This is a genomic window from Neorhizobium huautlense, from assembly GCF_002968575.1.
In the GTDB taxonomy this organism is placed as follows: Bacteria; Pseudomonadota; Alphaproteobacteria; order Rhizobiales; family Rhizobiaceae; genus Neorhizobium; species Neorhizobium huautlense.
In genome coordinates, this window is sequence record NZ_PVBM01000001.1 from 73,877 (window position 1) to 92,656 (window position 18,780).

Annotated in this window: 17 protein-coding genes and 1 riboswitch; of the genes, 7 read left to right on the forward strand and 10 right to left on the reverse strand. The window is 59.5% G+C overall.

The features are described from left to right. Nucleotides 1-16 precede the first annotated feature (16 nt). From C5L12_RS00350 to C5L12_RS00360, 3 genes are read right to left on the reverse strand one after another with little or no spacing between them, the layout of a single operon-like run. Entirely contained in the window at nucleotides 17-1,387 is a 1,371-nt protein-coding gene (locus C5L12_RS00350) for an MlaD family protein (RefSeq protein WP_105370030.1), read from the reverse strand. A gap of 8 nt (nucleotides 1,388-1,395) precedes the next feature. Then, on the reverse strand, nucleotides 1,396-2,241 hold the full coding sequence (locus C5L12_RS00355; RefSeq protein WP_105370031.1) for an ABC transporter ATP-binding protein: 846 nt from the start codon (nucleotides 2,239-2,241) through the stop codon (nucleotides 1,396-1,398). Continuing rightward, nucleotides 2,241-3,380, reverse strand: coding sequence for an ABC transporter permease (locus tag C5L12_RS00360; RefSeq protein ID WP_170109030.1), 1,140 nt, complete (start codon nucleotides 3,378-3,380; stop codon nucleotides 2,241-2,243). Before C5L12_RS00360 ends, C5L12_RS00355 begins: the two co-directional genes overlap by 1 nt. 117 nt (nucleotides 3,381-3,497) lie before the next feature. On the opposite strand from C5L12_RS00360, the gene dgcA reads away from it, so the two are divergent. Further along, on the forward strand, nucleotides 3,498-4,481 hold the full coding sequence (dgcA, locus tag C5L12_RS00365; RefSeq protein ID WP_105370032.1) for an N-acetyl-D-Glu racemase DgcA: 984 nt from the start codon (nucleotides 3,498-3,500) through the stop codon (nucleotides 4,479-4,481). On the opposite strand, the gene C5L12_RS00370 is transcribed toward dgcA, so the two are convergent. Then, the gene (locus C5L12_RS00370; protein WP_105370033.1) at nucleotides 4,451-5,635 is read right to left on the reverse strand and encodes an MFS transporter; all 1,185 of its coding nucleotides are present in this window, start codon (nucleotides 5,633-5,635) and stop codon (nucleotides 4,451-4,453) included. The two genes, dgcA and C5L12_RS00370, sit on opposite strands and share 31 nt — an antisense overlap. A 104-nt stretch (nucleotides 5,636-5,739) precedes the next feature. Continuing rightward, entirely contained in the window at nucleotides 5,740-6,555 is an 816-nt protein-coding gene (locus tag C5L12_RS00375) for a UDP-2,3-diacylglucosamine diphosphatase (protein WP_105370034.1), read from the reverse strand. A gap of 216 nt (nucleotides 6,556-6,771) precedes the next feature. Here C5L12_RS00375 and C5L12_RS00380 point away from each other — a divergent pair, with 216 nt between their 5' ends. Both C5L12_RS00380 and C5L12_RS00385 read left to right on the forward strand, forming a co-directional pair. Continuing rightward, on the forward strand, nucleotides 6,772-9,099 hold the full coding sequence (locus tag C5L12_RS00380) for an NADP-dependent malic enzyme (RefSeq protein WP_105370035.1): 2,328 nt from the start codon (nucleotides 6,772-6,774) through the stop codon (nucleotides 9,097-9,099). A 119-nt stretch (nucleotides 9,100-9,218) separates the two neighbouring features. Further along, the gene (locus C5L12_RS00385; protein ID WP_105370036.1) at nucleotides 9,219-9,887 is read left to right on the forward strand and encodes a hypothetical protein; all 669 of its coding nucleotides are present in this window, start codon (nucleotides 9,219-9,221) and stop codon (nucleotides 9,885-9,887) included. Here C5L12_RS00385 and bluB read toward each other — a convergent pair whose 3' ends face one another. The 3 genes from bluB to C5L12_RS00400 form a co-directional block, all read right to left on the reverse strand. Then, nucleotides 9,888-10,574 (reverse strand): 5,6-dimethylbenzimidazole synthase, encoded by a 687-nt coding sequence (bluB, locus tag C5L12_RS00390; RefSeq protein WP_105370037.1) that lies wholly within the window; start codon nucleotides 10,572-10,574, stop codon nucleotides 9,888-9,890. Nucleotides 10,575-10,649: 75 nt separating this feature from the next. Then, nucleotides 10,650-10,834, reverse strand: a riboswitch (cobalamin riboswitch). A 26-nt stretch (nucleotides 10,835-10,860) separates the two neighbouring features. After that, nucleotides 10,861-11,691, reverse strand: a complete 831-nt coding sequence (locus C5L12_RS00395; protein ID WP_105370341.1) for a TolB family protein — start codon at nucleotides 11,689-11,691, stop codon at nucleotides 10,861-10,863. Nucleotides 11,692-11,701: 10 nt separating this feature from the next. Further along, complete coding sequence (locus tag C5L12_RS00400) at nucleotides 11,702-13,375, reverse strand: NAD+ synthase (RefSeq protein WP_105370038.1); 1,674 nt, start codon at nucleotides 13,373-13,375, stop codon at nucleotides 11,702-11,704. Nucleotides 13,376-13,603: 228 nt separating this feature from the next. On the opposite strand from C5L12_RS00400, the gene pncA reads away from it, so the two are divergent. The 3 genes from pncA to C5L12_RS00415 all read left to right on the forward strand — a co-directional run bounded on the left by pncA (nucleotide 13,604) and on the right by C5L12_RS00415 (nucleotide 15,374). After that, entirely contained in the window at nucleotides 13,604-14,230 is a 627-nt protein-coding gene (gene pncA / locus C5L12_RS00405; protein WP_105370039.1) for a bifunctional nicotinamidase/pyrazinamidase, read from the forward strand. 111 nt (nucleotides 14,231-14,341) lie between these two features. Then, on the forward strand, nucleotides 14,342-15,058 hold the full coding sequence (locus tag C5L12_RS00410; protein WP_105370040.1) for an AzlC family ABC transporter permease: 717 nt from the start codon (nucleotides 14,342-14,344) through the stop codon (nucleotides 15,056-15,058). A gap of 1 nt (nucleotide 15,059) precedes the next feature. Further along, nucleotides 15,060-15,374, forward strand: coding sequence for an AzlD family protein (locus tag C5L12_RS00415; protein WP_105370041.1), 315 nt, complete (start codon nucleotides 15,060-15,062; stop codon nucleotides 15,372-15,374). Nucleotides 15,375-15,386: 12 nt separating this feature from the next. On the opposite strand, the gene C5L12_RS00420 is transcribed toward C5L12_RS00415, so the two are convergent. After that, nucleotides 15,387-17,219 (reverse strand): aminopeptidase P family protein, encoded by a 1,833-nt coding sequence (locus C5L12_RS00420; protein WP_105370042.1) that lies wholly within the window; start codon nucleotides 17,217-17,219, stop codon nucleotides 15,387-15,389. Nucleotides 17,220-17,473: 254 nt separating this feature from the next. Between C5L12_RS00420 and C5L12_RS28320 the strand changes: the two genes are divergently transcribed. Then, a complete protein-coding gene (locus C5L12_RS28320; protein WP_165924259.1) occupies nucleotides 17,474-17,647 on the forward strand; it encodes a hypothetical protein in 174 nt (57 codons plus the stop codon). A 197-nt stretch (nucleotides 17,648-17,844) separates the two neighbouring features. Here C5L12_RS28320 and C5L12_RS00430 read toward each other — a convergent pair whose 3' ends face one another. Next, a complete protein-coding gene (locus C5L12_RS00430; RefSeq protein ID WP_105370044.1) occupies nucleotides 17,845-18,723 on the reverse strand; it encodes a 50S ribosomal protein L11 methyltransferase in 879 nt (292 codons plus the stop codon). Nucleotides 18,724-18,780: the final 57 nt, after the last annotated feature.

Genomic DNA, 18,780 nt, shown 5'->3' on the forward strand with positions numbered 1-18,780 from the left:
CAAATGGCGTCCCGCGTCACCGGCGTGTCCTGCCGTCATACTGCTTCACTGTCTCCCCGCCGAAGATCAGCCTTTGCGGGTTCTGGTCGAAATTGTTGATTGTCTGGTCGAGCGACTGGACGGTGCGCCGGGCGTCGTTCACCAATGTCTGGATGTCCCTCAAACCGCTTGAGGAGAAGCGCGACAGATTGTCGGCAATCGGGCCGACTCGCGCGTTGATGTTGTCGGCCACGGTCCGGAAGGATTCGAGCGTCCGGCGCGCTTCGGCAAAAAGCCCCTGCGAATCGTCGCTGGAGACGAGGCCATCGACTTTGGCGAGAATGCCGTCGACGCGGCTGGATGCCTCATTCAGCTTTCTGGCCAGTTCGGTGAAGTCGCCAACCGCGCGATCGATGTCTTCCCTGCGATTGGCGAAGCTGTCGACCACGTCGCGCGCCGAACTAATCGTCTGCCGGGCGTCTTCCGACGCGGCCGTTATATTGCCGATAGTTGTTTTCACCTGCTCCGGACTAACCGAACTCATCACCGTATCGACACGCCGCAATACGCTCTGGGCCTGGGTTCCTGCCTGTTCGAAATTTGCCGCCGCGTTCCTGACGTTGGCGACGAGATCGCCAAAATTGTCGGAAGCGTTCGCGATATTTCGGGTGGCTCGTTCGGTATTGGCCACGACCGCGTTGATCTTCTCGGCATCGATCGCGCTCACCAGCCGCTCGGCGGCCTGAAGGGTCGAATTCAATGTGCCGGAGACGCGATCAATCGTCGTAGACAGCGTGGACAAGCTGTTCAGGAACTTGTCGATGCTGTCGGAATTTTGAGCCAGAGCCCCGGTGAAGGTTTCGACGTTGCGAATGGTTTGAGTGAGCGGCCCGCGCGCATCCGCGACGAATCCTTGGATATCGCTGATCGCCGCGTCGGCTCGGTCGAGGATCTTGTCGGCAGTGGCGAGCAGGTTCGTGACGCTCGACTGCTCGGCGATCAGAACGGCCGGTCGACCGGTCTCCAACGACTTCTGGAGGATGTTCTCTTCGCCCTTCGCGCCACCTGAAAGCTCGATATAAGCCGCTCCGGTCAACCCCTGCACTTCAAGAGCAGCTTGCGTGGATTGGTAGACCGGTGCATCCGCTCTTACCTCCGTGAACGCGATCGAGTAGCGCGGATCGTCTGGATCGATGGTGAGGTTACGGACCGAACCGACCGGAATACCGTTGAAACGGACCGGTGAGCCGACGGAAAGGCCGTTCGCCGATCCGGGGATGCGGATGGCGAGCTCAGCCGTAGGTCCACCACGACCGGATTGCGCCATCCAGTAGACGAAACCAAAGGCGGCGGCGATCACCAGCAGCGTGAAGAAACCGACAAGGGCGTAATTGGCTCTGGTTTCCATGGATTAGTTCACTTCTCTACTTCCGCAGCCGGCTGCTTTTCTTGAATTACGACAGACCGCGCCCGCTTTCCGCGGAAATACGACTGAACCCATGGATCGTCATGAGCAAACATATCTTCAAGAGTACCTTCCACCAATACCCGTTTCTGACCAAGCACGGCAATACGGTCACAGACCGAAAAAAGGCTGTCGAGGTCGTGTGTTACCATATAAACCGTCAGCCCGAGAGTGTCGCGCAGCTTGGCAATCAGCGCATCGAAATCGGCTGCCCCTATGGGATCGAGACCCGACGTTGGCTCGTCCAGGAATACAAGATCCGGGTCCAACGCAAGCGCGCGGGCCAGGGCGGCACGCTTGATCATGCCGCCTGAAAGCTCCGATGGGTATTTGTTGGCGGCATCCGGCGGCAGACCCACCATCTCGATCTTCAGATAAGCCAACTCGTCCATCAAGGATTGTGGCAAGTCGAGATATTCGCGCATCGGAAGCTGGATGTTCTCCTTGACGGTCAGCGCCGAAAACAGTGCCCCGTGCTGGAACAGCACACCCAACCGCATGTCCACCTGCATGCGCTCCTCTTCCGAGGCGTTGTCATAGTCGATGCCGAGGATTTCGATCACGCCTGACCGGTGCGGCAAAAGGCCGAGAACCGTGCGCATAAGAACGGACTTGCCGGTGCCCGAAGCGCCCACGAAACCCAGAATTTCGCCGCGATAGACGTCAAGGTTCAAACGGTCGAGCACCACCTGATCACCAAAGCCGACAGTGACATCACGTACCGAAAGCACGACTTGGCCGCCGTTTGGCTTGTCCTTGCCGCTACCCTCTACCGCCTCTTCCAACCCCGCCCCCATCAAAAATCGATTGCCGAATAGAAGATGGCGAAAAGCGCATCCATGAGGATGACGACGAAGATTGCTTTCACGACAGAGGTCGTGACGTGCTGCCCGAGGGATTCGGCGCTGCCGCCGACCTTCATGCCCTCCACGGCGGCAACGATACCGATCGCCAGTGCCATGAACGGCGCCTTGATCATTCCGGATGCAACGGACGTGTGGTCGATCGCCTCATGCAGACGTGACAGATATGTGTCGAAAGTGATGCCCGAATAAGCCCAGGCAACAACCGCCGCGCCGAAAAGGGCGGCAAAATTGGCGATGATGGTGAGGAGCGGCAATGCCACTGTAAGCGCCACGAGGCGCGGAAAGATCAGCACGCCCACCGGATTGAGGCCGATGACGGTCAGCGCATCGATTTCCTCGCGCATCTTCATCGAACCGATCTCCGCGGTAATCGCGCTGCCCGAGCGGCCGGCGATCATGATCGCCGTGAGGAGAACCCCGATCTCGCGAAGCTGAAGTATGCCGACAAGGTCGACCACGAAGATTTCCGCGCCGAAGTACCGGAGCTGAAAAGCGCCCTGCTGTGCAATGATGGCGCCGATCAGGAACGACATCAGCACGATGATCGGCACGGCCCGCACGCCCATCCGGTCGATATGGGTGACCACTGACGCCGGCGAAACCCCGGCCCCTCGGCCGAACTTCATCTGCGCGCCGCGGACCGCCGAACCGAGAATGTGCATGGCAGCGTAAAAATCGCCGCCGAGCCCCACCATGATCTTGCCGCTCGGAGCAAATATACGCTCGAAAAGCGTGCCTTTCTTTCCATTCTCGGCAGAAGGCGCCGGCGCTTTTTCCGGCAATGCGCTGATCAGCTCGCGGATCGGTCCTTCGCCCCCGGTAAGCACCGCGTCGCGGCCCTGTTCGACCTTGGACGTCATCAGCCGTCGAATCAGCCACGCTCCAGCCGTATCGACGCCGCCGACGCCGTTGAGATCGATCTCCAGCCTGCCCTGGCCCTGGGCGCGTTCCAGCCGATCAAGATCCTTCAGGATCGGAGAAATTGTCGACCCCCGCCAGTCGCCCGCCAAAAGATAACGTTCGCCGCCTGGCAGATCTTCGGCCTTGATTTCGGCTGCCTTGGACGTCACGGCTTCTTTCGCAGTCACTGGTCATTTGAGGTTTCAATACGATACGGTTGATCGCATTTTCAGGATCAGCAATAAAGCGGCCTCACAGGTATTTGCGTCAAAAGGATGCGTAAAACCATGCGCCGTCACCTCGAAGCCACAATAGAAACCTTTCCGATCGCCGGCTTATTCACGATTTCGCGCGGCTCGAAAACTGAAGCCGAAGTCATTACCTGCACGATCCGCGAAGACGGTTTCTCCGGACGCGGCGAATGCGTGCCCTATAAACGGTATGGCGAAAGCCTTGATGGCGTCCTTTCCGATATCCACTCGATCGCGGAGGCTGTCGACAGCGGCCTGACGCGCGAGGAATTGCAGACCCGGATGAAACCGGGGGCCGCACGGAATGCAGTCGATTGCGCGCTTTGGGATCTGGAGGCGAAGCGCGATGGCCTCCGGGTAGCAGACCTCATTGGCGCAGCCAGCCAGAAGCCTCTCGTTACGGCATTTACGCTTTCACTCGGCGAGCCCGCGGTTATGGCTGCCGATGCCCGCAGAAATGCTCAACGCCCGCTCCTCAAGATCAAGCTCGGTACCGAGGATGACGAATCACGGCTTCGCGCCGTTCGCGAAGCGGCTCCGAACGCACGCATCATCGTGGACGCAAACGAAGGATGGATGGAAGAAAATCTCTCGCACCACATGGCTGTCGCGGCGGAACTGAACGTGTCGCTCATCGAGCAACCTCTACCCGCCGGCAAGGATGCGGCCCTGGCCAATATCCGGCGCTTGGTCTCGGTTTGCGCCGATGAAAGCGTGCACGCTACAAAAGATCTCGAAAGCCTTCGCGATCGCTATGATGCAGTCAATATCAAACTGGACAAGACCGGCGGCCTGACGGAAGCACTGGCCATGAAGGCCGAGGCTCAGCGACTTGGATTTTTGGTCATGCTCGGCTGTATGGTCGGCTCCTCGCTTGCGATGGCTCCGGCTGTTTTATTGGCGCAGGATGCCGATTACGCCGATCTCGACGGGCCATTGCTGCTTGCAAAGGATAGGCCGACCGGCCTGCGCTACGAGGGTTCGCTGGTTTATCCGCCAGACCCTGACCTCTGGGGTTGAATGCGAGCCGCAAATGCGATCGTCGCCAGCCCGATCAAGGCGAGAAGCGACATCGCGAGGTAACTGGTCACCCCGAATTGCCGGTAAAGGAAACCGGACAATATGGTCGAAATTGCCAGGAAGACGCCGTTGTAGAAGACATACGCGCCTTGCACCGTGGATTCCTGATGCTCCTGCACCGATTCCACCAGGCGTTGTTGAAGTCCCAGATGCACGAAGGCGAACGAAAACGCATGCAGGCCCTGTAGCGCTATGTAGCCCCAGAATCCCAGCGAGAATGGAAACAGGCTCCAGCGCAGGATCGCCGCCGCGCAGCCGATCCGCAACAGCGTCCAAGGCGATACGGACTTCGCGAGCCTGCCGGCCGTCAAAAATACGACGATTTCGAAAATGATCGCGGCGCTCCACAATATTCCGATGGATCCGCTCGAGAAGCCGATCTGCTGCCAGTGGATCGTGCCGAAGGTATAGAACATTCCATGGCTAGCCTGAGCAATCGACGCTCCGATCATTAACACATGCAAGTCGACACGACGGATCGAGCTGGGATTAAAACCGGCATTGGCGGGTCGAATCACGGCTTGACCGAGCCTCGGAACGGCAAACGCAACCAAGACTGTTAGCACAAATCCCACCGCCACTGCGGGCGGGATCGTCTGAAAGCCCCAGTAACCCTGAAGCTCTCCGACGATAAGCGCGACAGCCATGAAGCCGACTGAGCCCCAGACGCGCATGGCGCCGTACTGGAATCCCCAACGCCGGACACCTGTGACTGCGACGGATTCGACGATCGGCGCGTAAGGCGCAAAGAAAGCCGCCTGGAGGCTGACGATCAACAGCACAGGCCAAAAGGTGTCCGAAAAAAACATGGCCAGCGCCGTCGACAACGACAACGCGCCGGACCAAACAAGCATCAGCGTCCGCTCCCCCAGCCGGTCGGCAAAAACGCCGGCCACCGGCGCGGCGAACACCCGCAAGAGAAGTTGCGCGGCCAGCACAATCCCGATTTCGAATTCGGAAAAGGCAAGTCCGTCGAGCCAAACCGGCAGATAAGGCAAAATGACGCCGTTCACTCCCAGTGGTTCGCCATAGGCGAGTGCGCAGCGCAATTGGAAGAACCGGGGCGCGGCGGGCGCCGTCTGTGTAGGAATCACGATTTCACGGGTAGGTTGCTGAAACTTGCCGCTTACCTAACACAGAGGCCTGCCTATGCCTATGGCAAGAAATGGCCCTGGGCAGAGCTGACGTGTATCGCAGTTCAGGCAGCCCGCATGTCCTCGACGATCTGCGGCGCCGCCAGTGCCTTGATCTCAGCGGCAGCGGTATCCCGCTGCCAGGAAATCATTTCGAGCCTGCCATCCTGATGTTCGACAATTGCCGTGCAGCTTTCCACCCAATCGCCGGTATTGACATAATGGATGCCGTCGATGTCCTCCATCACCGCATGGTGAATATGGCCGCAGATCACGCCTTCCACGTTATGGCGGCGCGCCTCTTCGGCCACGACGCGCTGAAACTCGCCAATGAAGTTGACAGCATGTTTGACCTGCAGCTTTGCCCAGGCGGAGAAAGACCAGTAAGGCATGCCGAGGCGTCTGCGGATGGCAGCCAGGCCGAGGTTGATGACGATGGCCGCGTCATAGGCCCAGTCGCCAAGATAGGCGAGCAGGCGCGCGTTGCGAACGACGACATCGAACTCGTCGCCATGCAAGATGAGGTATTTCCTGCCGTCAGCCATCTCGTGAATTGCTCGCTCGGCCACCTCTATTCCGCCGAAATGCGTGCCGGGAAACGACCGCAGGAATTCGTCGTGATTGCCGGGAATATAGACTATGCGTGTTCCCTTGCGCGCCTTGCGCAGAAGTTTCTGAACAACGTCGTTACAGCCCTGCGGCCAATACCAGTTCCGTTTCAGCCGCCAGCCGTCGATGATGTCACCCACGAGAAAAATGGTATCGGCTTCATGATAACGCAGGAAGTCCAGCAGGAAGTCAGTTCGGGCGGCCTTGGAGCCGAGATGCACGTCCGAAATAAAGAGCGTTCTGAAATGCCTTGTTTCCACTTGCCCGGTCACGAAGTCGTCCTTTCGTCGCCGCTTCTTTGTTTTTCAAAACCAGACTCGTGTTTCAGGATGATGACAGGCTCCGGGAAAACCCCGATCAGCGGCGCTCCGATATCGCTCCATTTCCGCTATCACCGCAAATTAGCTGCTGTCGCACCCGACCGATTGATGTAAGGAGGGTCTCTCCTTACCATCAGCCCATGCAGAAAAAACAAGCCAGGAGGAACCATGAACGCGCAGGATAAACCGAAATCGCCGGCCGTGCCGGCCACGGGCGATCTCGACGAGCAGGCGCTGTTCTTCCACCGCTATCCCCGCCCCGGCAAGCTCGAAATCCAGGCGACCAAACCGCTCGGAAACCAGCGCGACCTGGCACTTGCCTATTCGCCGGGTGTCGCCGCTCCCTGCCTTGCGATCCGCGACAATCCCGATGCGGCTGCCGATTTCACCGCCCGTTCCAATCTCGTCGCGGTCATTTCCAACGGCACGGCGGTGCTCGGCCTCGGCGATATCGGCCCGCTGGCATCGAAGCCGGTCATGGAGGGCAAAGCCGTCCTCTTCAAGAAATTCGCCGGCATCGATGTTTTTGACATCGAAATCGAAGCCCGCGGCATCGAGACGATGGTTTCTACCATCTCGGCGCTGGAGCCGACCTTCGGCGGGATCAACCTGGAAGATATCAAGTCTCCCGAATGTTTCGAGGTCGAGCGCCGGCTGCGCGAAAAGATGAACATCCCGGTGTTTCACGACGACCAGCATGGCACAGCGATCATCGTGGCAGCCGCGATCCTGAACGGGCTGGAACTCGCCGGCAAGGATATCGGCGACGTGAAGATCGTCACGTCCGGCGCCGGTGCAGCGGCGCTTGCCTGTCTGCATCTTCTCGTTTCGCTCGGAGCGAAGAAGGAAAACATCTGGGTTCATGACATAGAAGGCCTGGTCTACGACGGCCGCAACACGCTCATGGACGAGTGGAAGGAAATCTACGCCCAGAAATCCGACAAGCGCATTCTGGCCGACAGCATTCACGATGCCGATGTCTTCCTCGGATTATCTGCCGCCGGGGTCCTCAAGCCGGACCTGCTTGCCCGCATGGCGCCGAAGCCGCTTATCATGGCGCTTGCGAACCCGACGCCGGAAATCATGCCGGAACTCGCCCGCGCCGCCCGTCCGGATGCCATGATCTGCACCGGTCGTTCGGATTTTCCGAATCAGGTGAATAACGTCCTTTGCTTCCCCTATATCTTCCGCGGCGCGCTGGACTGCGGCGCCCGGACGATCAATGAGGAAATGAAGATGGCGGCGGTCAAGGCGATCGCGGCACTTGCCCGCGAGGAGGTCTCCGACGTTGCCGCTCGCGCATATTCCGGCGAAACGCCCGTCTTCGGCGCCGACTACCTCATCCCCTCGCCCTTCGATCCCCGGCTCATCCTGCGCATCGCACCGGCCGTCGCAAAAGCCGCAGCGGAAACCGGCGTAGCCTCCCGCCCGATCCAGGACTTCGACGCCTATCTCGATCAGCTCAACCGCTTCGTCTGGCGCTCTGGCTTTGTCATGAAGCCGATTTTCGCCGCCGCCAAGACCGCCGAGAAAAAGCGCGTAATATTTGCGGAGGGCGAAGATGAACGCGTGCTTCGCGCCGCGCAGGTATTGTTGGAGGAAAAGACCGCCACGCCCATCCTCATCGGCCGTCCGTCGGTCATCGAGGCGCGCCTTCAGCGCTTTGGCATTCGTATTCGGCCTGAGGTCGATTTCGCAGTCGTCAATCCGGAAGACGATCCTCGATACCGCGAATATGTCGATGATTATTTCGCTCTGGTAGGGCGCAGGGGCATCAATCCGGAGACTGCGCGCACCATCGTGCGCACCAACAACACAGTAATCGGGGCGCTTGCCGTCAAGCGCGGCGAGGCTGACGCACTGATTTGCGGCGTGGAAGGCGGTTATGATCGGCATCTGCGCGACGTCGAGCAGATTATCGGAAAAAGGGAGGGTGTCTGCGCCTTCTCGGGCCTGAGCCTCCTGATCTCTCAACGGGGCGCGATTTTCTTCACGGATACATTCGTGAACTACAATCCTTCCGCACAGGAAATCGCCGAAATCACCATTCTCGCCTCCCAGGAAGTCCAGCGGTTCGGCATCGTCCCCAAAGCGGCGCTGATCTGCCATTCGAATTTCGGTTCGCGCGATTCCGAAAGCGCACAGAAGATGCGCGCGGCCCTCAGCCTGGTGCGCAAACGGGCTCCTCGACTGGAAGTCGACGGTGAGATGCAGGGCGGCTCCGCGCTTTCGGAGGACCTGCGCAAGCGCGCCATGCCGGACAGCTCGCTGACCGGAGAGGCCAATCTTCTGATCTTCCCGAACCTGGACGCGGCCAATATCTCGCTGGGCATCGTTCGCAATCTCACCGATGCACTTCATGTGGGGCCGATCCTGCTGGGTACGGCGCTGCCTGCACATATCCTCTCGCCCTCGGTGACATCGCGCGGCGTTGTGAATATGGCAGCCTTGGCGGTTGTCGAGGCCTCTCAACCAGATTTCGCCCTGCAGTCGTAAGCCTGTGGGCGCATAATCCGTACTGGCTCCGCAGATTGCGAGAGCGTGCTTATGATATTGTCAACTGGCCTGTCTCATGATGCGGTTTACCGATTCTAGAGATTGCCGGACATCAACTTATGCGTATTCGCAACCTGCTGATCGCTCCAATTCTGCTTGCACCCGACATGGCTTCCGCGCGGGATATAGGCACCTGCGCGGCGCTTTACCGGCAACTCAACAATGCTCCGCAAATCATCGGCAACACCGCCGAGATGCGGCGCTATTCGCAACATCTCAGCGAGATCAACGGCGACATTCGTCGGCATCGAATCGAGATGCGCCGCAGCGGCTGCGGCGGCAGCATCGTCGTCTTCGGCGGCAGCGCGAATGGCGGCGCCTGCGACGAGATGCGCGATGCGCTTGGCGCGATGGAGCGTGAGCGCGATGCGTTGACGGCGGATCGGGAGAATGCACGCCAGCTCTGGCGCTCGTCGGATGAACGCAATGCCATTCTTGCGTCGATCCAATCGAACGGCTGCCTCCCTTCCGATGTCGAAGAGGAGCGGAAAGAGCGGCTGAAGGTTCAGGGGATCGAATTGCCGAAACCGGAGCCCTATTCCGGAGTGACCGACCTGCGGACAAAAGATCCGAAGGAAACGAAGGCGGCAAACCTGCCGCCGCCTCCGCCGTTGGAGCGCACCTACGATCCGAACAAGAAGGTTCGCATAGTGGGCCCCCAGTTTCTGCCGGATACAAGCATTGATCTTGCCAATCCGAAGTCTACCGGCCCACAACCCCAGCAGTGATCAAGCTCGGCCCCATTTGTCGTTGAATACCAGGTCCTCGAGCAAGAGCCGCTGGCGCCAGCCCTTTACCGCCAGCTCCGGTTCTCGATAAAGGCGGTCGACATAGCCGACGCAAAGCCAGGCAACGATTTGGATTCCCTCAGGGATACCAAGCAGTGCGCGCAGGTCCGCCTCGTGGAAAATGCTGACCCAGCCCACACCGACACCCTCGGCCCGTGCCGCCAGCCAAAGGTTTTGCACCGCGCAGACGGCCGAGAATACGTCCATGCGCGGATCATGTGTGCGACCGATGACAACGGGGCCGGCCCGCTCGGGATCGCAGGTGACGCAAATGCTGAGCGGCGCCTTGCGGATGCCCTCCAGCTTCAGGTTTTGGTAGACCTTGCGTCGTTCTTGCGGAAACATCTCCGCCGCTTCCTCATTGGCCCGCGAGAAGGCCTGCCAGGCGGCTTCACGGACCTCCGGGTCACGCACCAGGATAAAATTCCACGGCTGCATGAAACCGACCGACGGCGCAGCATGCGCCGCCCCAAGTAGCCGCCCAACGAGATCGTCCGGAAGCGGCTCGGGTAAAAACTGATCGCGCACATCACGGCGCGTCTCTATCGCTCGGTAGACCGCAGCACGGTCACGTTCCGGGAATTCTTCTGCAGGCATCAAGGCATCGGCAAAAAGATCAGGTCGCATCGTTAATCCCCAACAATGCTGACACCCTGCGTAATAAAGCAGGGCACCAAAAAAACCTTGCCGCCGTCCACGCGGGTCGGTCTATCTCGACAGGCCGGTCTTCTGACTTGGCTTCATCCGCTCGCCGCAGCCTTCCCGGAAATCCCAGTGGCATCTACTTTGCGGCAAGCGTCCGCCTCACAGCGTTGGGCACGTTCCGGTCTTTCACCGGATTCCCGATTCTCCTGCCAGCGGCAGGCACCTGACGTCGCGGTTATGCATGAGCGGCCTCACGCATTCAAGCCCCTCATGCGACAGGGAAGTAGCGCACATAGGCGAACTCGTTTCCATCCGGCGACCAGTTGGGCGAATTCATTGTGCCTTGCCCGCCAAACAACTCGAACAAGGTCTCCACATGACCGCCATCCATGTCCATCAGCCGCACGCGGACGTTTTGGTCGCGCGGATGATCGAATACCGTCGCGTCGTAGGAGATGAAAACGATCTTGTCTCCTTTTGGTGACGGATGAGGAAACCAGTCGCCGTAATTGCTGTCGGTGATACGTTCCGCTGCGCCTCCCGACGCAGGTACGCGCCAGATCTGCATGAGGCCGGTACGGCTGGAGTTGAAATAGATCCATTCGCCGTCGGGAGAATAGTCGGGCCCGTCGTTCCGCCCCTCTCCGAAAGTCAACCGTGTTTCTTCGCCGCCTTCCCTATCGATCGTATAGATATCGAAGAGATCGTCGCGGATGCCGCAATAGGCGAATTTTCGGCCATCCGGCGACCACCCATGCCAGTAGGAGGGCAGTTTCTCCGTCACCAGCCGGGGATCACCACCCTCCGCCGGTAGCACATAGATTGCCGACTTGCCGAACTCTACCTTGTCCGAAATGGCGATCAGCGAGCCGTCCGGCGAAATGCCGTGATCGTTGTTGCACCCGCGCGCAAAACCCGTATCGATTAGGGTGGGTCGGCTATCACCCTTCGGTGACAGCCGATAAATCAGCCCGTCACTGTTGAGCATCAGATAGTCACCACGCGGCGACCAGTTCGGCGCTTCGAACGAGGCGTCAGTCTGCCAGACAACCCGGTTTTGCCGGGTGCGAATATTGTAGATCTCGACAGAACTCCGCAGCGCCATGCCGTCACCGGTCCCGGAACCGGTTGGTGATCGGATAGCGCCGGTCTCTGCCGAAGTTCTTTTTGGTGATCTTTACACCGGGGGCGGATTGCCTCCGCTTGTATTCGGCAAGATAAAGCAGGTGCTCAATTCGGTGGACGGTCACCAGATCGTGACCCCGGGCTACAATCTCCTCCGTTCCCATTTCCAGCTCGACCAGGCATTCGAGGATATCGTCGAGTACCGGATAGGGCGGCAGCGAATCCTGGTCGGTCTGGTTGGGACGCAATTCCGCAGACGGCGCCTTGGCAAGGATGTTCTTCGGGATGACCTCGCCGCCGGATCCCAACGCGCCGGGCGGCAGATGCTCGTTGCGCCATGCGGACAACCCGTAGACCTGCATCTTGTAAAGATCCTTGATCGGATTGAAGCCGCCGTTCATGTCGCCATAAAGCGTCGCATAACCTACCGACATTTCCGATTTGTTGCCGGTCGTCACCACCATGGAACCGAACTTGTTGGAGATCGCCATCAGGATCGTCCCGCGCGCACGGCTCTGCAGATTCTCCTCCGTGATGCCCTCGTCCGTTCCCTCGAATAATTCCGACAATGCCGATGAAAATCCGTCGACCGGCTCGGCAATCGCCACGATGTCGTAGCGGCAGCCAAGAGCCTTGGCACAATCGGCCGCGTCCTTGAGCGACTCTTCTGACGTGTAGCGATAGGGCAGCATCACCGTGCGCACCCGTTCCTCTCCCAGGGCATCCACGGCAATGGCCGCGCAGAGCGCCGAGTCGATACCGCCTGAAAGCCCGAGAACCACCGATTTGAAGCCGTTCTTGTTGACATAGTCGCGGAAGCCCAGCAGGCACGCGCGGTAATCCGCTTCCTCCTTTTCGGGAATGCGCGCCATCGGGCCGCGCGTACAACGCCAGCTGTCGTTGGCCCTCTTCCATTCGGTCACGGTGATTGCCGGTTCAAACTGGCTCATCTGGAAGGCGAGTGTCTTGTCGGCGTTGAAAGCAAAACTTGCGCCGTCGAAGACAAGCTCGTCCTGTCCCCCGATCTGGTTGGCGAACAGCAGCGGCAGACCGCTTTCGATCACCTGACGCAGGGCGACCTGATGGCGGATATCCACTTTGCCCCGATAATAAGGGGAACCGTTCGGCACGAGCAGGATATCCGCTCCGCTTTCCGCCAGCGTCTCGCAGACGCCCATGTCGTTCCAGATCTCCTCGCATATCGGAATGCCGATCCTGACGCCCCGGAAGTTGTAAGGCCCCGAGATCGACCCTTCCGTGAAAACGCGTTTTTCATCGAACTCGCCATAGTTCGGCAGATCGACCTTGTCCCGTATCGCAACGATCTTGCCACCGTCCAGCAAGGCAACCGAGTTGTGCCGGCCCGCCTCCCCCTGTCGCGGAAAGCCGATGACGACGCCGGGACCACCATCGGCAGTATCGGCTGCCAGCTGTTCGACAGCCTTCTGGCAGGCAGCCAGGAAAGCCGGTTTGAGGACGAGATCTTCTGGCGGGTATCCGGAGATAAAAAGCTCGGTGAAGAGAACAAGGTCTGCCTCTTCGCCGGCGGCGTCCCTGCGCGCTTCCCGCGCCAGGGCCAGGTTGCCGGCTATATCGCCGACAGTTGGGTTGAGCTGAGCGACGGCGATACGGAGTGTCTGGCTGATATCCTGTGTCATGCCTCACGATTTAGCGCCCGCCGATGACGCCGGCAACATCGCTCGGGGGAATTTTTTGCGACGTTTCAAGCGGATGAGCGGACACCAGAGTAATCGCTGCAGGCATTCCATAGGCAGAACCCAAAGGGTACCTTCGGATCTGCCTAGAAAGGCGCTTTGCATTGGCCGGCTTGATCGTTGGCGCCATGATGGGCATTTTGTTGGAAGCAAGACTCGGAGGAAGTCGCAATGAAGGCCCTGCTGCTGATCGACATCCAGAACGGCTTCTGCCCTGGTGGCAACCTGCCCGTGCCGCACGGAGACGACGTGGTGCCGATCGCCAATCGGCTGATCGAGGACGGTGGATACGACGTCATTGTCGCGTCTCAGGACTGGCACCCGAAAAATCACGGGAGCTTCGCTTCACAGCATCCAGGTAAAAAGCCTTTCGAGATGGGAAAGCTTTCCGGCAAGCTGCAGGTGATGTGGCCCGATCACTGCGTGCAGGAAACACCCGACGCCGAATTCCATCCGGACTTCAACATCGCAGCCGTGGACTATATTCAGCAGAAGGGCGAAAACCCCGCTGTCGACAGCTATTCCGCCTTCCGCGACAACGATCAGGCGGCATTGACGGGCCTCGCAGGATATCTGAAGGCGCAGCAGGTGACGGAACTCGATATCTGCGGCCTCGCCACCGACTATTGCGTCAGATATTCGGTGCTCGATGCGGTCGAGATGCTGCCGGATGTAAAGGTGCGGTTCATAGAAGATGCCAGCCGCGGGATCGATCCGGAAGGAGTCGTGGCTGCGATAGCCGAGATGAAAGCCAACGGCGTCGACATCATCTCGAGCAAGGACGTGCTAGCTGATTGATCGGCGGGAACGGCTGCAGCCAATGACAGTCAGCGAAATCGATCGTTCCATCAGCCATATTCAATTGCGTTGAATTCGGCACGGCCCTAAAGCGTCCCAAAGGACTTTTTCATGAAGCGCGAAGACATCATCGATGGCCTGAAGGGCGGAGCTATCATTGCGATTTCCTCCGCGCCCTTTGCGATCCTGTTCGGTGCCGTGGCTGTCGACAATGGCTTGTCGGTGCTCGATGCGGCCATCATGAGCGCCACCGTCTACGCGGGGGCAAGCCAGTTGGTCGGCATCGAACTCTTCGACCACCATGTCGCCCCTTGGCTGATCGTGCTCTCGGTCTTCGCGGTTAACTTCAGGCATATCCTTTATTCGGCAGCGCTGACGCGCTTCATCACCCACTTCTCGCCGGTCCAGAAATTCTTCGCCTTTTTCCTGCTGACGGACCCGCAATTTGCTGAGTCGGTGAAGCGCGGTGAGGACGGCCGGGGTGTCAGCTTTGAATGGTATCTCGGTTTCGGGCTGTCGATCTATTTTCCCTGGCTATTCTTCAGCACCGTCGGAGCCTGGTTCGGAAGCATGATGGGCGACCCGCGGACATTGGCGATCGACGTGCTGTTGCCGACATATTTCATGGGATTGGTGCTCGGTTTCCGCAGGCGCTCAGGTTTCTATCCTGTAGTGCTTGCCAGCACGCTCGGTTCCATCGCCGCCTATCACTTTGTCGGTTCCCCATGGCATGTCAGCATCGGCGCAGCCGTCGGGGTCGCGGTGGCGGCATTGCTGCCGCTGCCGGCGAGCGAACCGGAGCCTATGGCAGAGAAGGCGGAGGCCTGACATGAGCGAGGTTCTCAACCCGGAAATGCTCCTGCTGATCTTCGCCGCGGCAGTTGCGACCTTTCTCACGCGTGTCGGCGGTTATGTCCTGATCACGCGGATGAAGACCATCCCTCCCCGGATGGAACAGGCGCTGAATGCCGTGCCAGCAGCTGTCCTGACCACACTGGTCGCACCCGCCTTCTTCAATGGCGGATGGGATGTGAAGATCGCCATGTCGGTGGCGCTTCTCGTCAGCTTGCGTTATCCGGGTCTGATCATGCTCGCCGCCGGCTGGGCGGCGGCAATGGCGAGCCGCCACCTGCTCGGCTTCTGATCGTTCCTCGGCTCACGCCAGCGGCTCGGTGGCCTCCACCAACCAATCCCTGACCGCCTGATTATCGACGAGCGGCATGAGTTTTTCCCGCACGTCTGCATGATAGCGGTTAAGCCATTCGAGCTCTTCCGAGGTCATCAGCGCCGGCAAGACGAGCCGGCGGTCGATCGGGCACCATGTCAAGGTCTCGAAGGCGAGCATCGGCTGATCGCCGCCGTCGATCTCTTCCGCAGCTTTCACGTAGATCAGATTTTCGATGCGGATGCCGAAGGAGCCGGGGCGATAGTAACCCGGTTCGTTGGAAAGAATCATGCCCGGCAATAGCTCCTGTGTCGCCAGCCGTGAGATGCGTTGCGGCCCCTCGTGGACCGAAAGATAGGAGCCGACGCCGTGGCCCGTTCCATGGGCGTAGTCGCCTCCCGCCCTCCAGAGCGCAATGCGGGCGAGCGGATCGAGATCGCAGCCCCGCGTCCCCTTCGGAAAACGCGCCGCACTGATGGCGATCATGCCTTTCAGCACCAGTGTGAAGAAGCGCTTCCGGTCTTCCGGTACGGCTCCAACAGCGACAGTGCGGGTGATGTCGGTCGTACCGTTGATATATTGGGCACCGGAATCGATCAGGAAAAGTTCGCCAGCCTCAAGTTTGCGGTCCGTCTCGGTCGTCACCCGGTAGTGGATGACAGCACCGTGCTCGCCGGCCCCGGAGATTGTGTCAAAGGAAATATCCTTCAACGGGTTCTGCATGTTCTGGCCCACGCGAGTACGGGCCGCCTCCAGCGCCTTCACCGCATCGATCTCGGTAATGGAACCGGGCGGCTGCGCATCCAGCCAATGGAGAAATTCCACCATCGCCGCACCATCCTGCAGATGGGCCTGAGCCGAGCCATCCAGCTCGGCCCTGTTCTTGCAGGCCCGGGGCAGTTTTGCGGGATCGGAAGCCTCCACCACCTCGCCGCCGACAGCGGCAATAGCCTTCGTCAGCGCCAGCGGCGTCAGCTCGGAATCGATCAGGATCTTTCCGCCATCCTTCGCAAAAGCCGACAGTCGGGCGAGAAATTCGGACGGCGGGCGCTGAACGGAAAGCTGCGCGAGATAGGCTGAGACCTCGATACCGGTCTTCATTGGATCCAGAAAGATTTCAGCCTTGCCTTCGGCCGGAATGATGGCGCGGCTCAAAGGATGCGGCGTATGCGGAACATCGTCGCCGCGGATATTGAATATCCATGCGACGGACGACGGGTCGGTTATGAGGACCGCCGCTGCGTTCTTCTCTTTCACCTGCCTGGCGATCTCCGCGATTTTTTCGCCCGCAAGCAGGCCCGCATGCTCCTGCTTCTGGATCGAAACAGGGCCGAGCGGTTCGGACGGACGATCATTCCAGATAGCATCGAGCGGATTGCCATCCAGAAGCACCAGCGCGCCATCTATCTGCCCGAGCGCCTTTTCCAGCCGCCGCGCTTCGGCACCCGCATGAAGCCACGGATCGATACCTAACCGGAATCCTCTGGGCGCATGGCGCGGCAGCCAGATATGCGGCGGTTCGTTGACGAGGTCGCCGCCGGTGAAGACCGTACCGTCCACCTGCTCGGCAAGCTGCGTCACGTAACGTCCATCAACGAAAACCACGGCTTCACCCTGCGTGATGAGTGCAATGCCAGCCGAACCGGTAAAGCCGGTAAGCCAGGCAAGCCGTTCGGCTGACGCGGGCACGTATTCGCCCTGATATTCGTCGGCACGCGGCACGAGAAACCCATCGATGCCAAGTTCGGCCAGCCTCGCCCTCAACGCGATGACACGCTCACGGCCGAATTGCGGGGACGACTTTACTTCGAAAGACTGAAACATGGGTGCAAATTTCCGGCTGCTTGATTCCGACAACACCATGCCATGTTAGACGATTTTTGGCGGGGTGTGCCAGCCAGTCCGAAGATGGATGACGGAACACATCTAGCGTCAAATTAACGCGAGGTTCATGTCGTCCTATGCGCTGGACGCATATCACCCATGATGGAAGCCCTCTCCTTGTGCAGTGCAAAATAACCTATATCTCAATCACCGAACGGGCGCCAAACAAGGCCCGCTCCAAAAGGATTACTCCGATGGCCAATTCTTTCTTCCGCAGTGCTTTCAACCGCGTGGTAGAAGCTCGTGAACGTCAGGTTGCCCGCTACGTCAACGGCGCCTTGCTGAACCTCGACGACGAAACGCTGAAGGGTCTGGGCACCAGCCGCGAAGAACTGCGCCGCAAAGGCGCCACCAGCTACGTATTCTGATTTTCTGGCCGGCGCGATGATCCTCCCTCACTCGCCCCGGCTTTCGGAATACGAGACCCGCTTGAGCAGCTCCTCCTCCCAGCTCGCGGGTACGATCAGCACTACAAGCTGATCCAAGGCGGCACCACAAGTGCCGCCTTTTTTCTATGGAGGCGCCTCAGCCATGCGGTAAATTCAATGCTGCAATGCGGAATGTTTCAGCCGTGCTGGAGATGGATTGTCACCCAGCCGTTCCGCCAGATCGTCCGGACATGACGGAGCCGCACGCCGTTATAGGCGGCCAGCACCTTCCACCGCTGCCCTGCCAGAATGCCGGACAAAATGACGGAGCCTCCAAGGGCCAGATGCGCGGCCAGTTGCGGCGCCATCTTCATGAGCGGACGCGCCAGAATGTTGGCGATAATCAGGTCGAATGGTCCCTCTTGAAGGAAAGCGGGTGAATGGAATCCGGACGCCGTCTCTAATCGGATGCCGGTGGCGATCCCGTTGCGGCGCACGTTCTCCTTGGCGATGCGGACCGCGACCGGATCAATGTCCGTGGCAAGAACAGGAATGTTCTTCAACTTGCGCACCGCAATCGCCAGCACGCCGCTTCCCGATCCGAGATCGAGCGCGTTGCGGACCTTACGAGCCCGCATGACATCCTCGATAACTTCAAGGCAGCCGGCCGTGGTGCCGTGATGGCCGGTCCCGAAGGCCTGGCCGGCATCGATCTCGATCGCGATATCATTGGGCTTGACCTTGTCGCGGTCATGCGAGCCATGAACGAGAAAGCGCCCTGCCCTGACCGGTTTCAGGCCTTCCAGTGATTTGGCAATCCAATCGATATCAGGAATGACCTCGCGCGTGATTACCGCATCGGGAAAGGCCTGGCCAATACCTGCAGCCATACGGTCACGCACCGCTTCCTCTTCATCCGCCATCATGTAGACAGAGGCTTCCCAGATATCCTTCTTTTCGTCGACCTCGGTGGTCGCTATGGCAAGATCTTCCTCGCCGAAGACTTCCGAGAGGATATCGAGGATCTGTGCTGCGCCCTTCTCGGTGGACGTGACGTAAAGGCGGATTTCGCTCAAGGAGATATCTCTCAGCTAATGATCAATGGCCGAGAGGATTGCCACAGAAGCATGGGG

Bases quoted from the DNA above. Each gene is read 5' to 3' on its own strand.
- C5L12_RS00420 (WP_105370042.1), bottom strand. From the start codon at position 17,219: ATGTTTCAGTCTTTCGAAGTAAAGTCGTCCCCGCAATTCGGCCGTGAG.
- C5L12_RS00400 (WP_105370038.1), bottom strand. From the start codon at position 13,375: ATGACACAGGATATCAGCCAGACACTCCGTATCGCCGTCGCTCAGCTC.
- C5L12_RS00355 (WP_105370031.1), bottom strand. From the start codon at position 2,241: ATGGGGGCGGGGTTGGAAGAGGCGGTAGAGGGTAGCGGCAAGGACAAG.
- C5L12_RS00385 (WP_105370036.1), top strand. From the start codon at position 9,219: ATGCGTATTCGCAACCTGCTGATCGCTCCAATTCTGCTTGCACCCGAC.
- C5L12_RS28320 (WP_165924259.1), top strand. From the start codon at position 17,474: ATGGCCAATTCTTTCTTCCGCAGTGCTTTCAACCGCGTGGTAGAAGCT.
- C5L12_RS00350 (WP_105370030.1), bottom strand. From the start codon at position 1,387: ATGGAAACCAGAGCCAATTACGCCCTTGTCGGTTTCTTCACGCTGCTG.
- dgcA (WP_105370032.1), top strand. From the start codon at position 3,498: ATGCGCCGTCACCTCGAAGCCACAATAGAAACCTTTCCGATCGCCGGC.
- C5L12_RS00415 (WP_105370041.1), top strand. From the start codon at position 15,060: ATGAGCGAGGTTCTCAACCCGGAAATGCTCCTGCTGATCTTCGCCGCG.
- C5L12_RS00410 (WP_105370040.1), top strand. From the start codon at position 14,342: ATGAAGCGCGAAGACATCATCGATGGCCTGAAGGGCGGAGCTATCATT.
- C5L12_RS00380 (WP_105370035.1), top strand. From the start codon at position 6,772: ATGAACGCGCAGGATAAACCGAAATCGCCGGCCGTGCCGGCCACGGGC.
- bluB (WP_105370037.1), bottom strand. From the start codon at position 10,574: ATGCGACCTGATCTTTTTGCCGATGCCTTGATGCCTGCAGAAGAATTC.
- pncA (WP_105370039.1), top strand. From the start codon at position 13,604: ATGAAGGCCCTGCTGCTGATCGACATCCAGAACGGCTTCTGCCCTGGT.